We start from the raw sequence: 20,725 nt of genomic DNA, 5'->3' as shown, positions 1-20,725 counted from the left end.
ATCATGCCTGAGTCACCCGACGACGCCGACTTCGCCGAGGCGATCGCCTCGGTGGAGTCGGAGCTCGGCACGTTCTACCGGCGCGTCCGCACCACGTGGAGCGAGTCCGCAGTCGCCGTGCACCCTTCGCTGCAGCCCATCGGCTACAAGATCCTCTCGGCGCTCGTGCAGCATGAGACCGCGCACGTCGGCACCCTCGGCGAACAGCTCGCGATCGACAAGAGCGTCATGAGCCGCCAGATCCGGATGCTCGAGGAGTTCGAGCTGCTCACCGTCGGGGCGGACCCGAACGACGGGCGCGCACGCATCCTCACCCCCACCATCTTCGCGGTCGAGCGGGTCACGGAGGTGCGCGCCCGCAACCGGCACCGGCTGCACGCCGTGCTGCGCGATTGGACGCCGGACGAGCTGCGCGTTTTCTCCGGGCTGCTCGGCCGGTTCGGCGCCGTGGCCGAGGCCGTGAACCCCGAACGCTGACCTGCCCCCTGCCTCGAACGACGAAACCGCCACCCTCGAACGACGGTGGCGGTTTCGTGTCTCTCGGAACAGGAGGCTACTGGGTGTCGAACCGGGCACCCTCTGGACGCGAGTCGCCGATCAGGAACACGAGCATGATGATCGGACCGGCCAGCGGCACGAGCAGGATCAGCCACCACCAGCCGGAGCGGTTCGTGTCGTGTAGGCGGCGGAAGAGCAGCGCGAGGCCCGGGATGAGGATCGCGAGGCCCCAGATCGACTGGATGACCGTGACAACGGGGTTGCCGAAGGTTGCGGCCGAGAATCCCTCTGTGGTGTCGACCGAGGTCGTTCCGGTGAGTGAGCCGATGAGGAAGAACACGGCGTTGACGATGACACCGAAAAGCCACCACCACCAGTACTCGCTGCGGCTCGCGCGGCCGGAGAAGACGGCGTACTTCTTGAAGAAGCGCTTCACCGCCTGCCCGAAGCTGGCTCCGTAGAGCGGTGGGTAGAGCGGGGCGTCGAGCTGAGGGGTAGACATCACGGACTCCAATCAGGCACTGCCGATACATAGGAACTTCCCTGAGCGTAGCGGCGGAGCAATGAACGCCAGGTTTCGATTTGGCAAAGCCCGGAATCAGCTTCATACAACGAATCAGAATGCAATACTCCGAGCACACCCAAGTGGGGCTGGGAGACTCAGAAAATTCTGCACACCCGCGACCGTCTGGGGGAACGATGGATCAGCTTCACTACGCAGGTGGTGTCTACTTCACGAGCACGAAGATCGCGCGAGAGCTCGTGGGATACGCGGCGGCACTCGCCGAGGTGCACCAGGCTGGGATCGTCGAGATCCCCGTGCGGCACGCGGACGGCACGTCGAACATGCTCTCCGTGCTGGTCGGCCCGTCGAGCCAGATCGCCACCGAGACGGTCGACACCGAGCTCCCTGAGTTCGACGACAGCCAGGCGCTTGCCACCTTCACGCAGCTGCGCGCCGAGCTCGAGAACAAGAGCTACGCGCCAGTGGAGCTCGTCGAGGAGGGCTCCTCGAATGACCCTCGCGTGCCCCATCCGGATTGGCTCGACGAACTCTGATTGGGCGCGCTGGCCACAGGTCGGCGCTCTGAGAGTGATAATGGACGGCGCACACCATGTGCCAGTGACAAGAAAGCAGGATCCAGCGTGGGGAAGTTCATCTACAACTCCGAGGTCACCGTCGACTTCGAGGACCGCCTGCTGGCACACCTCCAGCTCGCGATCGGCACGAAGCTGCGCCGCGGAGAGTCGTTCTTCTTCAGCTGGAAGGACAACAACGCCGGCGGGGACGGGCGAAGCACCGTATGGATGCACCCGGCCGTGCCCATCCGCTTCAAGTTCCTCGGCAGCAGGCAGGTGCACATCAACCGCTCGTGGGTCGAGGCGCTCGTGCAGGGTGCCAACTCGCAGGCGGGCCTCGCCGTCATCGCCGAACCCGCAGAGAGGACCTCATGAACATGAGCACGTCAACCAGGATCGAGCTGCTGTACCAGGGTGAGACGTTCTCGAAGCTCGTCGCCGACGTCGATGCCTTCCGCGAGGACATCCTCGCCCGAGTGGCCGCCGGCGAGTGGTTCTGGGTGCGCGGCGACCGCGGCGAGGGGCGCCTCGAGCCCGCGAATCTGCTGGTCGGCCCCGGGGTCGGCATCGTGGTCGTGGAGCCGTACCCGGGCGACTGACCCGTCAGCGGTGCGAAGCAGCTGACGCATGCACGGAGGCCGAGGACTGTCAAGAGTCGTACGCTCCTCCACTTGTCCTGGTTATGTGGATAAGTGGCATCCCTCAGTACTTCAGAACTCCTCGGCGAGACCAGCCGAACCATCAGGGTTGCGAGCGTCCCCTCGGGACACGTCTACGTCAGGCACCTCGCTCCCGTCTCCTCCGCGCCTTCCTCGCACCAGGTCGTACGCCTGGCTGACCCGCACCCGGATGGGTCCGGACGGCCCGCCACGGATCGCTGGTGGCCGCCGGTCATGCTCGACTCGAGCTGGATCGACGAGCATGCCGCCGAGTTCGACGTCTTCCACGTGCACTTCGGCTTCGACGCCCTCTCTCCCGAGTCCCTACGGGCGATCGTGGATGCACTGGGCAGGCACGGCAAGCCGCTCGTCTACACCGTGCACGACCTCACGAACCCGCACCACGACACCCCTGACGCGCACACCGCCCACCTGGACATCCTGATCCCGGCAGCTGATGGGCTCATCACGCTTACGGCAGGCGCCGCCGATGAGATCGAGCGCCGCTGGGGGCGCCGCCCGATCGTTGTACCGCACCCGCACATCGTGGAGCCGGACGAGGCGAACGCCGCCATCGACGGGCGCACCGCATCCGGCGGTCGATTCCGTGTCGGCGTGCACGCGAAGAGCCTGCGCGCGAGCCTGGATCCGCTGCCCGTCATCGAGGCGCTCGTCGACCTCAGCGCGCGGGAGGAGACCCTCGACGTGCTCGTCAACGGGCACCGCGAGCTCCTCGACCCCGCCGGCGCGAAGTTCGAGCCAGAGCTCTCGGCCCGGCTCCGCGAGCTCGCCGATGCTGGGCGCATCGAGCTGCGCATCCACGACTACCTGAGCGACACGGAGCTGTGGCACTACCTGGCATCGCTCGACGCCTCGGTGCTCCCCTACCGCTTCGGCACGCATTCCGGCTGGATGGAGGCGTGCCGAGACCTCGGCACGGCCGTCGTCGCGCCCGATGTGGGCTACTTCGCCGACCAGGGACCCGTCTTCGAGTACCGCCGCGACCCCTCCGGCACCCTCGATGTCGACTCCCTGCAGGCGGCGGTGCTCGCAGCAGCGCGCGCGCAGACTCCACGCCCCGACCCAGAGGCGCGTGCCGCCGAGCGCGGCCGGATCGCGGCCGCGCACCTCGACGTGTACACGTCCGTCCTGAGCCTGGAGCGTGTTGCGAGTTGAGAATCTGTGTCATCGGCCCCTCCCGCTTCCCCATCAGCGAACCCTTCGCCGGCGGGCTCGAGTCGCACACCCACGCCCTCATCCTGGCGCTCAAGCGTCGCGGCCACGAGGTGACGCTCTTCGCAGCCCCCGGCTCAGACCCAGCCCTGGGCGTCGAGCACCTCTCCGTCGAGAGCTTCACCATGAGCGAGACGGCCCGCCAGGACGTCGGCGCGATGCCCGTCGAATGGATGCACGAGCACCACGCCTACCTGGCCCTCATGCTCGACCTCGCGCAGACCGCGAAGGCGCGCTTCGACGCGGTGCTCAACGTCAGCATCCACCACCTTCCCGTCGCCATGTCCGGCCTGCTCGGGGTGCCCTTCTTCACGACGCTGCACACGCCGCCCGTCGGGTGGATCGAGTCGGCCGTCCGCATCAGCGGGTCAACTGGGACCTTCATAGCCGTCAGCTCGCACATGCGGGATGCTTGGGCCGGAAGTATCGAGAGCACCGTGATCCTCAACGGCGTCGACACCGACCGTCTCCTGCCGGGGCCGGGCGGCGGTGCCGCGTTCTGGTCCGGTCGCATCGTGCCGGAGAAGGGACTGGATCTGGCGATCGCGGCCGCCGAGCTCGCGCAGGTCGACCTCGATATCGCCGGGCCGATCTTCGATCCCGAGTACTTCGAGCGCAGCATCCGCCCCCGACTCGGTGGGCGCATCCGGTACCTCGGGCACCTCGAGCAGGCCACCCTCTTCGAGCATCTCGGGCGGGCGAGCGTGACACTCGTGACGCCGAGGTGGGACGAGCCGTACGGTCTCGTCGCGGCCGAGTCGCTCGCCGCCGGCACGCCGGTCGCCGCGTTCGATCGGGGCGCGCTTCCGCAGATCATCGACAAGCGCAGCGGCAGGCTCGCGGCCCGCGACGACGTGCCGGCTCTCGCCGCCGCACTGCTCGAGGCCGCGAGGCTGCCCCGCGAGGGTGCGCGGGAGCGCGCGGTCGCCTTCTGCTCCCTCGAGCGGATGGTCGACGAGTACGAGGCGCTGCTCGGCGGCGCACAGAGTGAGAGGCAGGAAGCGGCATGAGCGACACAGGCCCGTCCGAGACGGGAAGCATCGGCTACTACGTGCACCACCGAGGCGGCGGGCACGCGCGACGTGCGCTCGCCATCGCACGCGAGTGCACGACCCCGGTGACGGGGCTCTCGACGCTGCCGAAACCCGAGGCCTGGCTTGGCCCCTGGATCCGGCTCGAGCGCGACGACCTCGCTGTCTCGCCGCTCGAACCCACGGCGAACGGTGCACTGCACTGGGCGCCCGTCGACGACGAGGGGATGCGACGGCGCATGGCCCGCATCTCCGCCTGGATCGCCGACGCCGCGCCCACGCTCTTCGTCTCCGACGTGTCAGTGGAAGTCGCGGCACTCGCCCGCCTGCACGGCGTCCCCGTGGTCTCGGTCGCGCTGCCCGGCGTGCGCACCGACGCGCCGCACACCCTCGGGTTCGGGCTTTCGGATGCCGTCCTCGCCGCCTGGCCGGCGAGCGCGGAGGGCATGCTGCCCGGCGCATCCGCTCGTGTGCTGGCTCGCCTGCACGCCGTCGGCGCGATCTCCGCAGCCGAGCGCTCGACGGGCCGCGGGCCCGGCCCCATCACGCGAGTCCTGGTGCTCGCGGGGAGCGGCGGCGGCGGCATGAGCTCCGCGCAGATCCGCGAGGCCAAGCGGCAGACGCCCGGCGTCGAATGGGACGAGATCGGCACGACTCCCGGGAACCGGGTCGCCGACCCCGGCCCGCGCATCCGCGAAGCCTCGCTTGTCCTCACGCACGCGGGGCAGGGCGCGATCGCCGATGTCGCCGCCGCCCAGGTTCCCGCCGTCGTCGTCCCGCAGGATCGACCGCACGACGAGCAGGCGGCCGCAGCCAGGGTCCTCGCCGCCACCCCCGGCCTGCCCGTCATCGTCACGAACAGCTTCGAGCGCGACGACTGGGCCGCACTGCTCGACGAGGCGGCACGTCTCGACGGACGCAACTGGGCGAGCTGGAACGACGGGGCCGGCGCGCTGCGCGCCGCGGCCCTGCTCGACCGGATGGCGAGCAGATGAGAACCGCGGTGGTCACGATCGCGCACGGCAGGCACTCGCACCTCAGGGCGCTGCGGGCCGGCCTGCTCCGCCAGTCCCACCCCGCGGACGACACGATCGTGGTGGCCATGGACGATCCCGAGCTGGGACGGCTGGCCGCCGCCGATCGCCTCGCCGGCATCGTCGTGGATGTCGCTGCGGACACGAGCGCCCTCCCGCTCGCCGCTGCCCGCAACGAGGGCGCTCGAGTTGCCCTCGCGCGCGGCGCCGAGCTGCTGATCTTCCTCGACGTCGACTGCATCCCGGGCCGTGGGCTCGTCGCCTCGTATCACGCTGCTGCGGCGGATGCCCGCTGGTCGGGGACGCTGCTGAGCGGGCCGGTCACCTACCTCGAGCAGCCGGGACCTGCCGGTTACGACGGCGAGCGCATCGAGCTGCTGGATGCCCCGCACCCGGCCCGGCCTGCCCCGTCTCCCGGAGCCGTGGTCGATGGCGAGGACAGGAACCTGTTCTGGTCGCTGTCATTCGCGACGACCGCGGCCACCTGGCAGCGGATCGGCGGGTTCTTCGAGGGGTACGACGGGTACGGCGGCGAGGACACCGACTTCGCGCGACTCGCGGGAGACGCCGGGGTGGGGCTCGCCTGGGTGGGCGGCGCCCGCGCCTATCACCAGTGGCATCCGACCTCCTCACCTCCCGTGCAGCACGTCGCCGACATCGCGCGCAACGCGAACGTGTTCCGCGAGCGCTGGGGCGAGTGGCCCATGGTCGGCTGGCTGCAGGCGTTCCGCGAGCGCGGCCTCATCGTGGGCGGCGTCGGCGACGAGGCCTGCGCGGTGGCCGCGGGCTCTTAGGCTGGAAGCCTCGACCTCTCCCCCGAAACCTCTGGAGCACGCGTGAGCTACTTCGCCTTCCTCGCCATCGGCCTTCTGCTGGGGGTGCTGGCCAAGCGCTTCCTGCCCACCCGCAGGCGCGACGACTGGATCGCGCCGCTCTTCGTGGGCGCGCTCGGCGCGCTCTTCGGGGGCTGGCTCAGCAGCGTCCTGTTCTGGAGCAGCACAAGCGACCCGTTCTCGCTGCCGAACTGGACCTCGGCGATCGTAGGCGCCGTCGCCTCCCTCGCCGTCTACCTCGTGATCGTTCGGATCACGGCGCCCCGCAACGATTGACCTCGGGCTGCGCATCCGCCGAGAGCTGAGTTGTGGTCGTCATTCGTCGCCCGAGACGACCACAACTCAGCTCTCGGTGGATGGGCGGCGGGGCCGCACGACGAAGCGCACGATGAGGCCTGCAAGCAGCGCCCAGAAGGCCGCGCTGACTCCGCCGATCGCGATGCCGGATGCGGCGGTCGCGAAGGTCACGACGGCAGGCACGAGTTCCCCCGTCTCGGCGAGCGCCGCCTTGAGCGAGCCAGCGAGCGTGCCGATGAGCGCAAGCCCCGCCACTGCGGCGATGACGCCGGCCGGGGCGAGCAGGACCAGCGTTCCGAATGCGGCCGATGCCACGCCGAGGACGATGACGACGACCCCATTGGTGACGCTCGCCACCCAGCGCCGTGAACGGTCCTCTCCCGCCTCCGGCCCCGCGGCGAGGGCCGCGCTGATGGCGGCGAGGTTGATGGCGTGGCCTCCGGCGGGGGCGCCGACGACGGTGCCGATGCCGGTCGCGATGAGCGACCGCCGCCACGGCACCGCGAAGCCGAGGCCCTTCATGACGGCCACCCCCGGCACGTTCTGGGACGCCATGGTGACGAGGTAGAGGGGCAGCGCGATGCCGATCATGCCGGCGACCGAGAACTCCGGGGCGGTCAACTCCAGGCGCGGGGCGAGGTCGGCGGCCTGGACCGAGGCGCCAGAGGCGACGATGTGCACGCCGATGACGATCGCCGCGACGAGGAACGCGATCGGCGCGGCCCACCGAGGCAGGAAGCGCAGCGCGAGCAGCCAGGCGACGACGACGGGCGCGACGGCGAGCGGGTTCTCCGCCATGCCGGTGATCGGGCCGAGGCAGAGCTGGAAGAGCACGCCCGCGAGCATCGCCTGGGCTACGGAGACGGGAATGCGGGCGACGAGGGCGCCGAGCTGCGGGATGAGACCCGTGACGACGATGAGGAGTCCCGTGATGAGGAACGCGCCGACCGCGACCGGCCAGCCGCCCTCGATGGTTCCCGTCGCCGCAAGCAGGGCCGCACCCGGGGTCGACCAGGCGACGGTGATGGGCAGTCGAGTCCAGCCCGCCAGCAGGATGCACCCGAGGCCCATGGTGACGCTCACGGCGAGGAGGCCGCTCGATGCCTGATCTGCGCTCGCCCCCACGGCGGTCAGGCCCGTCAGCACGACGATGAACGAGCTCGTGAACGCCACGAGCGCCGAGACCACGCCCGCCGAGATGGGGCGCAGGATGCCCTCGCGCGGCTCGAGAGTGCTGCTCATCGTTGGGTCCTCGTCTCGTCCGCTCGCGCATCCCGCGATCTGCAGTTCAGCGTAGGGGCAGGGCACCGGGCAGACGAAACCACGAGGCGGGATCGTCAGAAGAGCGTCGGTTGCACCATCTCGACCGGAACCAGCCCGGTGAGCGTCACGCTCGCGGACTCGAGCTCCGACGTGCTCGAGTCGACGAGCAGCTTCTTCGCGACGGGCATCCAAACGTCGAAGGACGCGCTCGAGTCGATGCCCTGGTACTTCTCCCTGACCGGGCCGAGCCCGACGGGGCGCAGCTCGAGCTTGATGCCCGTCGCGCTGAGACCCGCCCGAGTCGCGCGGTGGCAGACGCGTTCGACGCAGCCCTCGACGACCTCCTCCGGCGTGCGGTCGGCCCGTGCGTATCCCGAGGTCGACGATTCCGAGGTGAGGCTCGTGCGGTGCCGGATGGGCGAGATCATCGCGTCGTCCGTGCCGGCGCGGATGCGCCACAGCCGCCTGGCCATCCCCGTTCCGCAGACCCGCAGCAGCTCGTCGCGCGGGATGACGTCGACATCGCCGATGCGAGCGACGCCGAGCTTGATGAGCCGCGCCTCGGTGCGTGCCCCGATTCCCCACACCTCACCGATGGGCAGCTCGGTGCGCAGCTCCAGCTCACGCACCTCGTCGATGACGTGCACGCCGTCGGGCTTCGCTGCTCTCGATGCGAGCTTCGCCATGAGCTTCGTGCGGCCGATGCCGACGCTGACGGGGATGCGCAGCTCGGTCGCGGCGCGGCGACGCAGCTCGTGGGCGACGCTCTGCGCCTCCTCGATCGAGCGTGCCCCGACGTCGAGGAACGCCTCCTCGATCGAGCCGGGCTCGATGCCCCGCGCGACCGAGTCGAAGAGCGCGTAGAGCGCATCCCCGACCGCTTCGATCTCCTGGCGGTAGGCCTCGACGAGCAGGATCCGTGGGCAAAGCTCACGCGCCTCGGTGACGAGCATGCCGGCATGGATGCCGAACTCCCGCGCTGGGTAGTTGGCGCTGGCGATGAACAGGTGCGCCACGGCGGCGACGGGCTTGGCTGCGAGCTCCGGCCGGTCACGCAGGGCGACCGATGCGAAGAAGGAGTCGGCGTCGGCATGGAGCAGGTACGAGTTCATGACCCCGCCATCGTACCTATGTTCTAGGCAGGCTTCGAGCGATGCGCGAGTCGCGTGTCTCACGCCCACCCTGTCGGTCGCGCGCACTGTGCTCTAGTGTGATTGCAATTGCAATCTTTCTGGAGGCTTCATGCGCGAGCGCTACGCGACGATCGACTACCACACGGCAGGCGAACCGTTCCGCATCGTGCCGGAGCTCGGGATCCCGATCGAGGGCGCAGACGTGGCGAGCAAGCGCGTCTCCGCAATGGCCTCCCCCACCGTCGACCGAGTCCGCCAGCTGCTCTGCTTCGAGCCGCGCGGGCACGCCGACATGTACGGCGGCTTCATCGTGGAGCCGAACGACGACGGCGCCCACCTCGGGGTGCTCTTCTGGCACAAGGACGGGTTCTCGACGGCGTGCGGGCACGGCACGATCGCGCTCGGCGTGTGGGCCGTCGAGAGCGGCCTCGTCGCCGCCGAGAGCAGCGGCACGACGGACGTCATCATCGATGTCCCATCCGGGCGCGTGACCGCGAGGGTCCACACCGACCCAGATGGCACCGTCACGGGGGCCGACTTCATCAACGTTCCGGGCTACGTGCTCGCGCAGCAGGTCCCCGTCTCGACGTCGAGGGGCGCGGTGCTCGCCGACCTCACCTTCGCCGGGGCCATCTACGCGCAGGTCGACGCGAGCACCGTCGGGCTGTCGATCGACCCGGAGGAGGTGAGCGAGGTCATCGCGTTCGGGCGGGAGGTGAAGTGGCTCCTGAACGATTCGCCGCACGCCCAGCATCCGAGCGATGCACGGCTGAGCGGCGTCTACGGGACGATCCTGTTCTCCGACCACAGCGCCGACGGCGTCGTCCGCCAGCGCAACGCCACGGTGTTCGCCGACGGTGAGCTCGACCGCTCCCCCTGCGGTTCCGGCACGTGCGCCCGGGTCGCGACACTGACCGAGCAGGGCGCGCTGCCCGTCGGGTCCGAGCTCGTGCACGACTCCATCGTCGGCTCCCGCTTCCTCGCCCGCGTCGTCGCTGAGGGCGTCGAGGCCGGGCGCCGCGCTACGACGACGCAGGTCTCGGGCATGGCGCACAAGACCGGCGAGAGCGTCTTCGAGGTCGACCCTCGTGACGAGATGACGCCTGGGTTCGTGCTGCGATGAGCGCGCGCATCCCCCACCTCGGCGCTGATGACGTCTCGGCGCTCCTCTCCCCGACGGCGGCGGTGGATGCACTCCGCCGCGCCCTCGCCGACGGGTTCCGTCCCGAGACCGACCACGCGCGCATCTTCGAGTCGCTTGAGCACGGCGAGTTCCTGCTCATGCCGGCCGAGACCGCGGACAGCGCCGGCATCAAGCTGCTGACGATCGCACCGGACAACCCGGCGCGGGGACTCGCCCGCATCCAGGGCCTCTACGTGCTGTTCGACGCGGAGACGCTCACGCCTCGCGCCCTCATCGACGGGCCGGCCCTCACCGACATTCGCACCTCGGCTGTCTCCGTGGCGGCGGTCAAAGATGCGCTCGAGCGAGACCGCGGCCCACTGGAGGTTGTCGCCTATGGTGCCGGCCCCCAGGCGAGAGCGCACGTGCGCACGGTCAGGGCCGTGCTCGAGGGCACCCGGCAGGTCGGCCGCGTCACGTCGGTGGTCCGCTCCCCCGAGCGTGTCTCCACGAGCGAGGACTTCGACGCCGTGCTCGCGGCGGGTAGCCAGGAGGCCGAGGGTGCAACCCGCGCGGCCGGGCTCATCCTGTGCACGACGACGGCCTCGACCCCGCTCTTCCCCGACGAACTCGTGCGCGACGACGCCGTGGTCGTGGCGGTCGGCTCGCATTCGCCGGATGCACGCGAGCTGCCGGGTGCGCTGCTCGGCCGGGCAGACGTGATCGTCGAGGACGTCGCGGCGGCGCTGCGCGAGTGCGGCGACGTCATCATGGCCATCGGCGAGGGCGCCCTCGACGCGCGGGACCTGATCCCGATGGCCGATCTCGTGCAGGGCACCCGCCGGCCGCTCGGCCGGCGACCCGTGGTGTTCAAGAGCGCCGGAATGTCGTGGGAGGACCTCGTGCTGGCCCGGGCGATCGCCGACGCCGACGAGCGTCGCCGATGAGCACTCCCGCCGGCGCGCAGCCCAGCCCGGGCCGGCGCGACTCCGTGCGGCAGCGCGTGGCCGCGGAACTGCGAGCCGCGCTCATCGGCGGCGAGCTCGCCCCCGGCCAGGTCTACTCGGCGCCTGCGCTCGCCGCCCGCTTCGCCTCCTCGGCGACCCCGGTCCGGGAGGCGATGCTCGAGCTGTCGCGTGATGGGATGGTCGAGGTGCTGCCGAACACGGGGTTCCGCGTGACGGAGGTCACGCGCGCCGAGCTCGACAACCTCGCCGAGGTGCGCCGGCTGCTCGAGGTGCCCGTCATGGGCGACATCGCCGAGCAGCACAGCGACGACGACGTGGCGCGCATCCGCTCGCTCCGCCCGCTCGTCAAGGCGATGCAGCGGGCTGAGGCGGCGAACGACATGGTCGCCTACCTGACGGCCGACACCGAGTTCCACACCTCGTTCCTGTCTCTCCACGGCAACCCGGAGCTCGTCCAGATCGTGCGGCGTGCCCGCGAGCGCAGCCGACTCCACAATCTGCTGCCGCTCGCCGAAGCCGGCCAGCTCACCGCGTCCACGCTCGAGCACGGCCAGATGATCGAGGCAGCTCTCGACCGCGATCGAGCGCGGATGCAGGAGCTGGTGGCGCAGCACATCGGCCACGTGCGTGGAGAGTGGGCCGGACGCTGACTCGCCCGTGGTGGTGGAGGCAGCCTGACCCACCAGACAGGTCACTCTTCGCTGTATAGTCACTCCATGCTGACTCTTGCTTCGAGGCTCGACGTGATGAACAGGCTCGGTCGGGCGATGGCGGATCCCACGCGATCGAGGATCCTGCTCGCGCTCCTCTCCGGCCCCGGGTACCCCGCGCGCCTTTCCGAGTCGCTGGGGCTCACTCGCACGAACGTCTCGAACCACCTCGCCTGCCTGCGGGGGTGCGGCATCGTCGTCGCGAGCCCCGAGGGCCGGCAGACGCGGTACGAGATCGCCGACTCGCACATCACCCGCGCGCTCGGCATGCTGATCGAGACCGTCCTGGCCGTCGATGAGGGCGTCCCGTGTGCGTCCGACTGCGACAGCTGCGAGGCGTGCGCCTCGGAAGTGGCTGGTCCAGCGTGAGCGAAGAATGCTGCGGCCCGGCCGAACCCCCGCGAGGAGGCGCCCCGCGTCGGCCGCTGCTGCTCCGCTCGGGGCCGTCACCCGCCTCCGGCAACCTTCCTCCGTCGCCGGTCGTCGCGGCGGGATGCGGAGACGACGACGGAGATGCCTGCTGCGGACCTCGGCTGGCTTCAGCGGCTTCGGCGACCTCATTGGCTTCACCGGCCTCAGCGACCGAGCCCGCAAGCGGACCGCCCGTCGCTGCGCCCTGGTGGCGGGATCGGGCGCTCCTGCCGTCCGCGGTATCGGGCGTCGCCCTGATCGTCGGCTACGGGTTCGAATGGGGCGGGGCGCCCGCCGCCGCGGTCGTCTTCCATGGCGTCGCCCTGCTGGCCGGGGCCTCGGCCTTCGTCCCCGACACGCTCCGTCGCCTCGCGCGGGGCCGCCTTGGGGTCGGGCTGCTGATGACGATCGCCGCGATCGGGGCCGTGCTCCTCGGGCACGTGGGCGAGGCCGCAGCGCTCGCGTTCCTCTTCTCCCTCGCGGAGACGCTCGAGGGCCGCGCGATGTCGCGGGCCAAGGATGGGCTGCGCGCGCTCCTCGCGCTGCTCCCGGAGACGGCGATCGTGGTTCGCGCCGGCGGCACCGCGACCGTTCCGGCCAGCGAGGTGCGTCGCGGAGATGTACTGCAGCTCGCCGCCGGAGACCGCGCCGCCACGGATGGCATCGTGCTGGAGGGCCGCTCGAACGTCGACACGTCGGCGGTCACGGGCGAGTCCATCCCCGTGCAGCTCGAGCCTGGAGACGCGATCGCGGCCGGGACCATCGCCATCTCCGGCGCTCTGCGCATCGAGGCTACGGCCGATGGCCGCGACAACTCGCTGACCCAGATCGTCGAGCTGGTCCGGCAAGCTCACGCCAAGAAGGGGAACCGCGCGCGGTTGGCTGACCGCATCGCCCGCCCGCTTGTGCCGACGGTGCTCGTGCTGGCGCTGCTCATCGTGGCATTCGGCTTCCTCGTCGGAGATCCGGCGCTCTGGACCGAGCGCGCGCTGGTCGTGCTCGTCGCGGCCTCTCCCTGCGCCCTCGCGATCGCCGTCCCGGTGACCGTGATCAGCGCGATCGGCTCCGCCTCGAAGCTCGGTGTGGTCATCACGTCCGGTGCTGCGTTCGAGCAGTTCGGAACGATCCGAACGATCGCGTTCGACAAGACGGGCACGCTGACCATGAACGACCCGCGCGTCGTCGAGGTCGTTCCGGGGGCCGCCTGGACCGGGCAAGGGGTCGTCGACCTCGCGGCCGCCCTCGAGGCCGTCAGCGGGCATCCGCTCGCCAGCGCGATCACTGCGGCGGGTGAGACCCCCTTGATCGCCGCCGACGTCGAGGAGCTCGCGGGGCTCGGCATAGCCGGCCAGGTGGATGGCGCGGCCGTGCGAGTCGGCAACACGAGGTGGCTCCCGCCGCTCGGCTTGGAGGCCGCGGCCGAGACGCTGGCGGGCAATGGCATGACGGTCGTCGTGGTGGAGGTCGATGGCAGCATCGCGGGCTTGATCGGCGTCCGCGACGAGCTGCGCCCGGATGCTGCGGACGCCATCGATCAGCTCTCCCGGCTCGGCATCCGCTCCCTCATGCTGACCGGGGACAACACGCAGACCGCGCAGGCGCTCGCATCGCAGGCGGGTATCGCCGAGGTGCACGCCCAGCAGCTTCCCGCAGACAAGGCCCGCGTCATCGAACGGCTGGCGTCCCAGACGCCGACCGCGATGGTCGGCGACGGCATCAACGACGCCCCGGCGCTTGCCACGGCAACCGTCGGGATCGCCATGGGAACCCATGGTGCCGCCGCGGCGATCGAGTCCGCGGACATCGCCTTCACGGGAAGCGACCTCAGGCTGCTTCCGAGCGCGTTCGCACACGCCAGACGCGGACGCCGCATCATGACGGTCAACATCGCGCTTGCACTCGCCATCATCGTGGTCCTGTTCCCGCTCGCGCTGTTCGGCGTGCTTGGCCTCGCTGGGGTCGTGCTCGTCCACGAAGCCGCGGAGCTGCTCGTCATCCTGAACGGCGTCCGAGCGGCCCGCCGTCGCTGATCCGCGGCGCCCCCGGGCCGACGACGCCTAGTCGCGGCGCTTCTTGCCCGACACCTCGAAGTTCGTCTCGCGCGTGGTCTGGAACTCGACGTTCTTCGGTCGGTACGAGCGCACCCGTCCGACGATCGTGAAGGCGACGACCCCGGCCAGCACGATGTAGAGCGCCACGGCGATGGGGCTCGAGAAGAAGACCGAGTAGTCGCCGCCTGAGCTGAGCAGCGCGTCCCGGACGTTCGTCTCCATGAGGGGCCCGAGCACCATGCCGATCATGAGCGGTGCGAGCGGGATGCCGAAGCGGCGCATGGCGAAGCCGAGCAGGGCGAGCAGCAGCAGCATCCACAGGTCGAAGATCGAGGCGGACGTCGCGAAGATGCCCATCGCGCAGAACACCGCGATGCCCGGATAGAGGTACTGCTTCGGGATGTCTGCGAGCTTCGCCCAGAGCGGGGCGAGCGGCAGGTTGAGCAGCAGCAGCACGACCATGGCGATGAAGAAGCTCGCGAGCAGGCCCCAGACGAGGTCGGGCGCACGCTCGAAGAGCAGCGGCCCAGGCTGGATGCCGTATTGCTGGAAGGCGGCGAGCATGATCGCGGCAGTCGAGGACACCGGGAGCCCGAGGGCGAGCAGCGATGCCATGGCGGTGCCCGTCGTCGCGTTGCCCGCCGCTTCCGGCGCGGCGAGACCGCGGATGGCACCCTTGCCGAACTCCGGATCCTTGCGGCGCCCGTCGATCTTCTTCTCCAGGCTGTACGCCATGAACGTCGGCACCTCAGAGCCGCCGACGGGGATGACACCGAAGGGCAGGCCGATGCCCGTGCCTCGGATCCACGCGGGGAGTGCGTTGAAGAACTCGACGCGAGACAGGCGAGGCGTGCGGCTCGACATCATCGAGACGCTCGCTGGCTCGCGGCGGGCCCGGGACGCCACACGGAAGACCTCGCCGAGCGCGAGCACGGCGACGGTCACCGTGACCAGCGAGATGCCGTCGAACAGCTCGGGCACGCCAGCTGTGAAGCGCTCCGTGCCCGTCACCGAGTCGATGCCGATGACCGAGATGCCGAGGCCAAGCGTGAGGCTCGCGAGTCCGGCCACCACCGAGTCGGCGACGATCGACGAGGTCGCGATAAAGGCGAAGAGCGCAAGCGCCACGTACTCGGCGGGCCCGAAGTTCGACGAGAGCTCCGCGAGCGCTGGCGCGAGGAAGACGACCGCGATGGAGGACACGAAGCCGCCGATGAAGGCGCCGATGGCTGCCGTCGCGAGTGCCTGCGGCGCGCGTCCGGCCTTCGCCATCGCATGCCCCTCGAAGGTCGAGGCGATCGCCGACGACGAGCCCGGCGTGTTCATGAGGATGGCCATCGTCGAGTCGCCGAAGAGGCCGCCGAAGTAGACGCCGGCGAACAGGATGAACGCCCCGGTCGGGTCGAGTGCGAACGTCATCGGCAGCAGCAGCGCGACTGCCATCGATGAGCCGAGACCGGGAAGCACGCCGACAGCGGTGCCGAGAAGGCAGCCGATGAACACCCACATGAGGTTGATCGGGGTCAGTGCCCCTTCGAAGCCGCCGAGAAGGCTGTTGATGATGTCCATGTCAGATCCCTCCGCCGAAGATCGCTCCGGCTGGCAGGTTCACCGAGAGGAGCCCGGCGAACAGCAGGTACAGCACTGATGAGAAGGTGAGCGAGACGAGGATGTCCCGCACGGGGCTGGGTGACGCGAACGCACGCGCCATGGTCCAGAACAGCAGGCCGGCCGCGAGGATCCAGCCGAGCGGCTGGAGCAGCAGGATGAAGGCGACGAACCCGCCGACCGCCCACGCGACGCGAGACCAGTCGCTGTACCAGCGCGGACCGCCCTGGCCGAGCACGCTGATCTCCGCGGTGCGGAGGTCGCTGTGCACGTCCTCCGGCAGCTGCGGCTTGCGGATGATGCCGATGGCCAACAGCACCGCGAACAGATAGAGGAGCGCGATGATCGCGCCGGGGAAGAACCCGGGGCCGGGCGGATCAGTGTCCGGGGCGACGTCCATCGTGACCTGGCCGTAGAGCAGGTAGCTCGCGAAGGCCACCAGGATGGCGGGGAAGACGAGCCCGGATCGTCCGGTCCACCAGCTCTGCTGGGCTTCCCCGGTGTCGAAGTCGTCGAGATGCGTCTCGGTGTGTGCGGTCACAGTCCCAGCTCCTCAAGTAGTGCCTCGGTGCGGGCCATGTCCTCGACGAGGAACGCGTCGAGCTCCGGTCCCGTCAGCCAGGAGTCCTCCCAGCTCAGACGAGTCAGCACTTCCTGCCACTCGTCGCTCTCCCGCAGCTCGCTGAAGATCTCGAGCTGCTGCTGGAAGGCCTCGTCGCTCACCCCGGGGGCTGCGAGGAGTCCGCGCCAGTTGGCGACTTCGACGTCGTAGCCCTGCGACATGATCGTCGGGATGTCGACGCCTTCCAGCTCCTCAGCCCCGCTCACCGCGAGGGCGCGGACTCTGCCAGCTTCGATCTGGTCGGAGACGTCGTTGTACCCGGTCGCGACCGCATCCACCGTGCCGTTCAGCAGCGCCTGGATCGCCTCGCCGCCGCCCGACTTCGGGATGTAGGTCAGCTCGGCTGGCGGGATGCCCGCGGCCTGCGCGAGCTCGGCGATGAGCAGGTGGTCGATGGTGCCTGCGGAGCCGCCCGACCACGGGATGGACTTCGGGTCGGCTGCCCACGCATCCACGAGCTCCTGGAGGGTCGTGTGCGGGGAGTCGGCTGGCACGATGATGACGTCGTAGTCCTCCGCGAACTTCGCAACGGGTCGCACGTCGTCGAAGCCGACCGGTGAGTCGTTGAGCGCGATTCCGCCGGTCATGCCCGACCCGGTCACGAGGAGGGTGTCGCTGCGGCCCGTCATGGTCGTGAAGGTGCCGAGTCCGATGGTTCCGGCGGCGCCCGGGATGTTGACGACCTGCACGTTGCCGACGAGGCCCGTCGCGCGCAGCGCCTGCTGCTGCTCGCGGGCGAACCCGTCCCAGCCGCCGCCGGGGCCAGCGGGAGCGATGAGCGTGAGGTTCGCGCTCACGTCCTCGGCCGCCGATGATCGACTGATGGACAGCGCCGTTGCCGAGGCGACGATCGCCACTGCGCAGACTCCGACGACGACGTTCACGACGCGTCCGAGCGTTGATCTGGGTGTCTTTGACATGAAACTCCGTTGTTTCCTGTGGGGGGAGGTGGCGTGGGCGGTTCAGCCCGTTGGGGTGGCGAGGACGACGACGCCGTCCTCGTCGGCGGCGAGGAACTCGCCCGGACGGAAGACGACCGAGCCGAACTCGACAGCGACATCGCGCTCACCGAGGCCGTCCTTCGTCGACCGCCGCGGGTTGGTGCCGATCGCCTTGACGCCGATGGGCATCGCGGCGAGCTCCTCGGTGTCTCGGACGACGCCGTTGACGACGAGCCCCGCCCAGCCGTTGGCCGCGGCCCTCGCGACCATGTTCCCGCCGGCCATGGCCGCGTGCAGCGAGCCGCCGGCGTCGACGACCAGGACGCGGCCGTCGCCAGGCTCCTCGACGATGGCCTTGAGCTGGAGGTTGTCGACGGGAGAGCGGAAGGTCGCGATGCGCCCGGAGAATCGGAGGAACCCGCCGAGGTCGCGGAGCTGCACGTCGCACGACTGGATGCTGTCCTCGTACTGGTCGACGAGATCGGTTGTGCTCACGTGGGTGCTGCCTGCCATCTTCATTCGCCCTTCTCGGAGGTTGCCGGCTTCTGCTGGTGTCGCGCAGCGGCGCGGTCGAGCGCGTACGGCAGCACGCCGCCCGAACGGAGGTAGCGCTGCTCGAGCGAGGTGTCGACGCGTGCGCGCACGACGAACGAGGTGGTGCTGCCGGTCTCGGGATGCACCGCGACCACCTCGAGGCGGTCGGGCACGTCGGCGTCGGCCGCGAGGCCACGAATGCTGAAGCTCTCGGTGCCGTCGAGCCCGAGCGTGTCGGCGTTCGCCCCTTCCTCGAACTGCAACGGGAGCACGCCCATGCCGACCAGGTTGGAGCGGTGGATGCGCTCGAAGGACTGCGCGATCACGGCCCGGACTCCCAGCAGGCGGGTGACCTTCGCGGCCCAGTCCCGGGACGACCCTGTTCCGTACTCACGCCCTGCGAGCACGATGAGCGGTACCCCCGCGTCGGCCGCGGCGTCCGCGACGGCGTGGATCTCGCGGATGGGCGCCGTCGCGGAAGGCCCCCCTGCGAGGAAGTCGCGCGTGCTCCCGCCGTTGCCTGCCGGTACCAGGCGGTTGACGAGGCGGGTGTTCGTGAAGCCGCCGAGCTTCATGACCCGCCAGTTGCCGCGCCGCGAGGCGTAGCTGCTCAGGTCGCGGGCGCTGACTCCGAGCTCGGTCAGATGTCTGCCCGCCGCGCTGGCGGCAGGGATGCGCCCGGCGGGGCAGATGTGGTCGGTCGTCACCGAGTCCTCGAGGAACATGAGCACTCTCGCACCCTCGATGTCGGCGCTGCCCGCGGCAGCGTCGAGCTCGAGGAAGGGGGGCCGCTGCAGGTAGGTCGAGGCCGACTCCCAGTCGAAGCCGTCGCCGCGCGGCGCATCCAGCCCCTGCCAGTTCTCGTCGCCGTCGAAGATGGTCGAGTAGGCGTCGGTGTACATCTCGGGGTCGATGGAACTCGAGACGGCCTGCTGGATCTCCTGGTCGCTCGGCCAGATGTCGACGAGGTGGACCGGGGTCCCCGCCGTATCGTGCCCGAGTGGGTCGCGGGTCAGGTCGACGTGCATCGTGCCGGCGAGCGCGTAGGCGACGACGAGCGGTGGGGAGGTCAGGAAGTTCATGCCGACGTCGTTGTTGATGCGGCCGTCGAAGTTGCGGTTGCCCGACAGCACGGAGGCGACGACGATGCCGTCACGCTCGATGCCGGCGAGCACCTCGGGGAGGAGGTCGCCCGAGTTGCCGATGCAGGTCATGCACCCGAACCCGACGAGCCCGAAGCCGAGCTCCTCGAGCGGCGACATGAGCCCGGCCTTCGCGAGATAGTCGGTGACGACTCGAGACCCGGGGGCGAGGCTCGTCTTCACCCACGACTTGGACCGCAGGCCGCGCGCCCTGGCGTTTCGCGCGAGCAGCCCGGCCGCCATCATGACCGCGGGGTTCGACGTGTTGGTACAGGAGGTGATGGACGCGATCGCGACGGCGCCATCGGGAACGGCACGCTCCCCCTCGCCGGAGACGAGCGGCGCGACCTGGTGCGCCTCCGCGAGGGCTCGCGCGGTCGCGGCGGGCGCATCCGCCAGTTCGATGCGGTCCTGTGGCCGCCGCGGGCCGGCCAGGCTCGGCGTGATGCCGTCGAGGTCGACGACGACCCGTCGGTCGTACTCGGCCGGGTTGCCTGGGTCGCTCCAGAGACCCTGGGCTCGCGCGTAGGTCTCCACGAGGCTCGCCTGCTGCTCGCTTCGCCCTGTCATGAGCAAGAACTCGATCGTCGCCTCGTCGATCGGGAAGATCGCCGATGTCGAGCCGAACTCGGGGCTCATGTTGGCGATCGTGCATCGTGTCGCGAGCGAGATCTCGGCGACTCCTGGCCCGTGGAACTCGACGATGTTGCCGACGACACCGAGGGCCCGCATCCGCTCGGTGAGTGTCAGCACCAGGTCCGTCGCCGTCACGCCTGGTCGCAGGCGTCCGATGAGCTCGACGCCCACGACGGGCGGAATGAGCATCGTGACAGGTTCGCCGAGCATGGCGGCCTCCGCCTCGATGCCGCCGACGCCCCATGCCAGGACGGAGAGGCCGTTGACCATCGTGGTGTGCGAGTCGGTGCCAGCGACGGTGTCGGGGAACGCGCAGCCGTCGCGCACCGTCACGACGTCGGCGAGATACTCGACGTTGACCTGGTGCATGATCCCGGCACCGGGCGGCACGACCTCAAGCCCGGAGAACGCTTCACGCCCCCACTTGATGAAGCGGTACCGCTCGGCGTTGCGCTCGTACTCGCGGCGGACGTTGAGGGCGGGGGCGTCCGGCCGTGCGAAGAAGTCCGTGACCACCGAGTGGTCGACGGTGAGCTGAGCAGGAACTTCAGTATCAAGGAGCGCTGGATCGATGCCGCGTGCAGCGAAGGCATCGCGCATGGCCGCGAGATCGGTGAGCACGGGCACGCCGTTCGTGTCGTGTAGGAAGACGCGAGCGGGATGGAACGCGATGTCGTGTGTGCCAGCACCCCCGGAGACGAGCGCGTCAATGTCTTTCCGGGTGACGACCTCACCGTCGTGATGTCTCAGCAGGTTCTCGAGGATGATGCGGTGCGCGAACGGCAGCCGTTCCGCCCCGGGGACGGCTCCGATGGGCCAGATCTCGAGGTCGCCGTAGGCGGTGGCGAGAACCCTCGTCGTCGCTTCGGTGTCCGTCAGCATGCTTCCTCCGTCTCCTACTGCCTTGTAGGTTATAGG

Annotated in this window: 22 protein-coding genes; 14 read left to right on the top strand and 8 right to left on the bottom strand. The window is 69.9% G+C overall.

Features of this window, described 5'->3' with window-relative positions:
• Window positions 1-3: 3 nt before the first annotated feature.
• A complete protein-coding gene (locus tag ITJ67_RS02885; RefSeq protein WP_194676655.1) occupies window positions 4-477 on the top strand; it encodes a MarR family winged helix-turn-helix transcriptional regulator in 474 nt (157 codons plus the stop codon).
• A gap of 76 nt (window positions 478-553) precedes the next feature.
• Here ITJ67_RS02885 and ITJ67_RS02880 read toward each other — a convergent pair whose 3' ends face one another.
• Window positions 554-1,000: a DUF805 domain-containing protein gene (locus ITJ67_RS02880; protein ID WP_160071354.1), complete on the bottom strand. Its 447-nt coding sequence runs from the start codon at window positions 998-1,000 to the stop codon at window positions 554-556.
• 197 nt (window positions 1,001-1,197) lie between these two features.
• Here ITJ67_RS02880 and ITJ67_RS02875 point away from each other — a divergent pair, with 197 nt between their 5' ends.
• The 8 genes from ITJ67_RS02875 to ITJ67_RS02840 all read left to right on the top strand — a co-directional run bounded on the left by ITJ67_RS02875 (window position 1,198) and on the right by ITJ67_RS02840 (window position 6,644).
• The gene (locus tag ITJ67_RS02875) at window positions 1,198-1,557 is read left to right on the top strand and encodes a hypothetical protein (protein ID WP_194676654.1); all 360 of its coding nucleotides are present in this window, start codon (window positions 1,198-1,200) and stop codon (window positions 1,555-1,557) included.
• Between the two features lie 87 nt (window positions 1,558-1,644).
• Window positions 1,645-1,953 carry an ATP-dependent DNA ligase gene (locus ITJ67_RS02870; protein WP_104242344.1) on the top strand — a complete coding sequence of 103 codons (309 nt, stop codon included), beginning with the start codon at window positions 1,645-1,647 and terminating at the stop codon, window positions 1,951-1,953.
• A 2-nt stretch (window positions 1,954-1,955) separates the two neighbouring features.
• The gene (locus ITJ67_RS02865) at window positions 1,956-2,177 is read left to right on the top strand and encodes a hypothetical protein (protein ID WP_104242346.1); all 222 of its coding nucleotides are present in this window, start codon (window positions 1,956-1,958) and stop codon (window positions 2,175-2,177) included.
• Window positions 2,178-2,270: 93 nt separating this feature from the next.
• On the top strand, window positions 2,271-3,413 hold the full coding sequence (locus tag ITJ67_RS02860) for a glycosyltransferase (RefSeq protein ID WP_194676653.1): 1,143 nt from the start codon (window positions 2,271-2,273) through the stop codon (window positions 3,411-3,413).
• The gene (locus ITJ67_RS02855; RefSeq protein ID WP_160071352.1) at window positions 3,410-4,480 is read left to right on the top strand and encodes a glycosyltransferase; all 1,071 of its coding nucleotides are present in this window, start codon (window positions 3,410-3,412) and stop codon (window positions 4,478-4,480) included. Before ITJ67_RS02860 ends, ITJ67_RS02855 begins: the two co-directional genes overlap by 4 nt.
• Window positions 4,477-5,496 carry a glycosyltransferase gene (locus ITJ67_RS02850; RefSeq protein WP_160071351.1) on the top strand — a complete coding sequence of 340 codons (1,020 nt, stop codon included), beginning with the start codon at window positions 4,477-4,479 and terminating at the stop codon, window positions 5,494-5,496. The genes ITJ67_RS02855 and ITJ67_RS02850 overlap by 4 nt, the downstream gene beginning before the upstream one ends.
• Window positions 5,493-6,329, top strand: a complete 837-nt coding sequence (locus ITJ67_RS02845) for a glycosyltransferase family 2 protein (RefSeq protein ID WP_160071350.1) — start codon at window positions 5,493-5,495, stop codon at window positions 6,327-6,329. Before ITJ67_RS02850 ends, ITJ67_RS02845 begins: the two co-directional genes overlap by 4 nt.
• 42 nt (window positions 6,330-6,371) lie before the next feature.
• On the top strand, window positions 6,372-6,644 hold the full coding sequence (locus ITJ67_RS02840) for a GlsB/YeaQ/YmgE family stress response membrane protein (protein WP_160071349.1): 273 nt from the start codon (window positions 6,372-6,374) through the stop codon (window positions 6,642-6,644).
• A gap of 66 nt (window positions 6,645-6,710) precedes the next feature.
• Here ITJ67_RS02840 and ITJ67_RS02835 read toward each other — a convergent pair whose 3' ends face one another.
• Together ITJ67_RS02835 and ITJ67_RS02830 are read right to left on the bottom strand one after the other, a co-directional pair.
• A complete protein-coding gene (locus ITJ67_RS02835; protein ID WP_194676652.1) occupies window positions 6,711-7,907 on the bottom strand; it encodes a benzoate/H(+) symporter BenE family transporter in 1,197 nt (398 codons plus the stop codon).
• Window positions 7,908-8,002: 95 nt separating this feature from the next.
• Window positions 8,003-9,040 carry a DNA polymerase IV gene (locus ITJ67_RS02830; protein WP_194676651.1) on the bottom strand — a complete coding sequence of 346 codons (1,038 nt, stop codon included), beginning with the start codon at window positions 9,038-9,040 and terminating at the stop codon, window positions 8,003-8,005.
• A 130-nt stretch (window positions 9,041-9,170) separates the two neighbouring features.
• On the opposite strand from ITJ67_RS02830, the gene ITJ67_RS02825 reads away from it, so the two are divergent.
• From ITJ67_RS02825 to ITJ67_RS02805, 5 genes are all read left to right on the top strand, one after another.
• Window positions 9,171-10,184, top strand: coding sequence for a proline racemase family protein (locus ITJ67_RS02825; RefSeq protein ID WP_194676650.1), 1,014 nt, complete (start codon window positions 9,171-9,173; stop codon window positions 10,182-10,184).
• A complete protein-coding gene (locus ITJ67_RS02820) occupies window positions 10,181-11,131 on the top strand; it encodes an ornithine cyclodeaminase family protein (RefSeq protein WP_194676649.1) in 951 nt (316 codons plus the stop codon). Before ITJ67_RS02825 ends, ITJ67_RS02820 begins: the two co-directional genes overlap by 4 nt.
• A complete protein-coding gene (locus ITJ67_RS02815) occupies window positions 11,128-11,802 on the top strand; it encodes a GntR family transcriptional regulator (protein WP_160071344.1) in 675 nt (224 codons plus the stop codon). The genes ITJ67_RS02820 and ITJ67_RS02815 overlap by 4 nt, the downstream gene beginning before the upstream one ends.
• 66 nt (window positions 11,803-11,868) lie before the next feature.
• Window positions 11,869-12,231: a Cd(II)/Pb(II)-sensing metalloregulatory transcriptional regulator CmtR gene (gene cmtR, locus ITJ67_RS02810; protein ID WP_160071343.1), complete on the top strand. Its 363-nt coding sequence runs from the start codon at window positions 11,869-11,871 to the stop codon at window positions 12,229-12,231.
• A gap of 191 nt (window positions 12,232-12,422) precedes the next feature.
• On the top strand, window positions 12,423-14,303 hold the full coding sequence (locus tag ITJ67_RS02805; RefSeq protein ID WP_160071342.1) for a heavy metal translocating P-type ATPase: 1,881 nt from the start codon (window positions 12,423-12,425) through the stop codon (window positions 14,301-14,303).
• Between the two features lie 27 nt (window positions 14,304-14,330).
• On the opposite strand, the gene ITJ67_RS02800 is transcribed toward ITJ67_RS02805, so the two are convergent.
• Genes ITJ67_RS02800 through acnA form a run of 5 tightly spaced genes read right to left on the bottom strand, consistent with a single transcriptional unit; the run spans window position 14,331 to window position 20,689 of the window.
• Window positions 14,331-15,893, bottom strand: a complete 1,563-nt coding sequence (locus ITJ67_RS02800) for a tripartite tricarboxylate transporter permease (protein ID WP_160071341.1) — start codon at window positions 15,891-15,893, stop codon at window positions 14,331-14,333.
• 1 nt (window position 15,894) lies between these two features.
• Window positions 15,895-16,473, bottom strand: coding sequence for a tripartite tricarboxylate transporter TctB family protein (locus ITJ67_RS02795; protein ID WP_160071340.1), 579 nt, complete (start codon window positions 16,471-16,473; stop codon window positions 15,895-15,897).
• Window positions 16,470-17,474 carry a Bug family tripartite tricarboxylate transporter substrate binding protein gene (locus tag ITJ67_RS02790; protein ID WP_194676648.1) on the bottom strand — a complete coding sequence of 335 codons (1,005 nt, stop codon included), beginning with the start codon at window positions 17,472-17,474 and terminating at the stop codon, window positions 16,470-16,472. The genes ITJ67_RS02795 and ITJ67_RS02790 overlap by 4 nt, the downstream gene beginning before the upstream one ends.
• A gap of 42 nt (window positions 17,475-17,516) precedes the next feature.
• Complete coding sequence (gene rraA, locus ITJ67_RS02785; RefSeq protein WP_323741369.1) at window positions 17,517-17,990, bottom strand: ribonuclease E activity regulator RraA; 474 nt, start codon at window positions 17,988-17,990, stop codon at window positions 17,517-17,519.
• Between the two features lie 20 nt (window positions 17,991-18,010).
• Window positions 18,011-20,689 (bottom strand): aconitate hydratase AcnA, encoded by a 2,679-nt coding sequence (acnA, locus tag ITJ67_RS02780; RefSeq protein WP_194676646.1) that lies wholly within the window; start codon window positions 20,687-20,689, stop codon window positions 18,011-18,013.
• Window positions 20,690-20,725: the final 36 nt, after the last annotated feature.

The sequence above is a fragment of the Pseudoclavibacter sp. VKM Ac-2867 genome (assembly GCF_015351275.1).
Taxonomy (GTDB): domain Bacteria; phylum Actinomycetota; class Actinomycetes; order Actinomycetales; family Microbacteriaceae; genus Pseudoclavibacter.
Note: the sequence above shows the minus strand (reverse complement) of the source record. Positions and strands in the feature narration are given on the sequence as shown.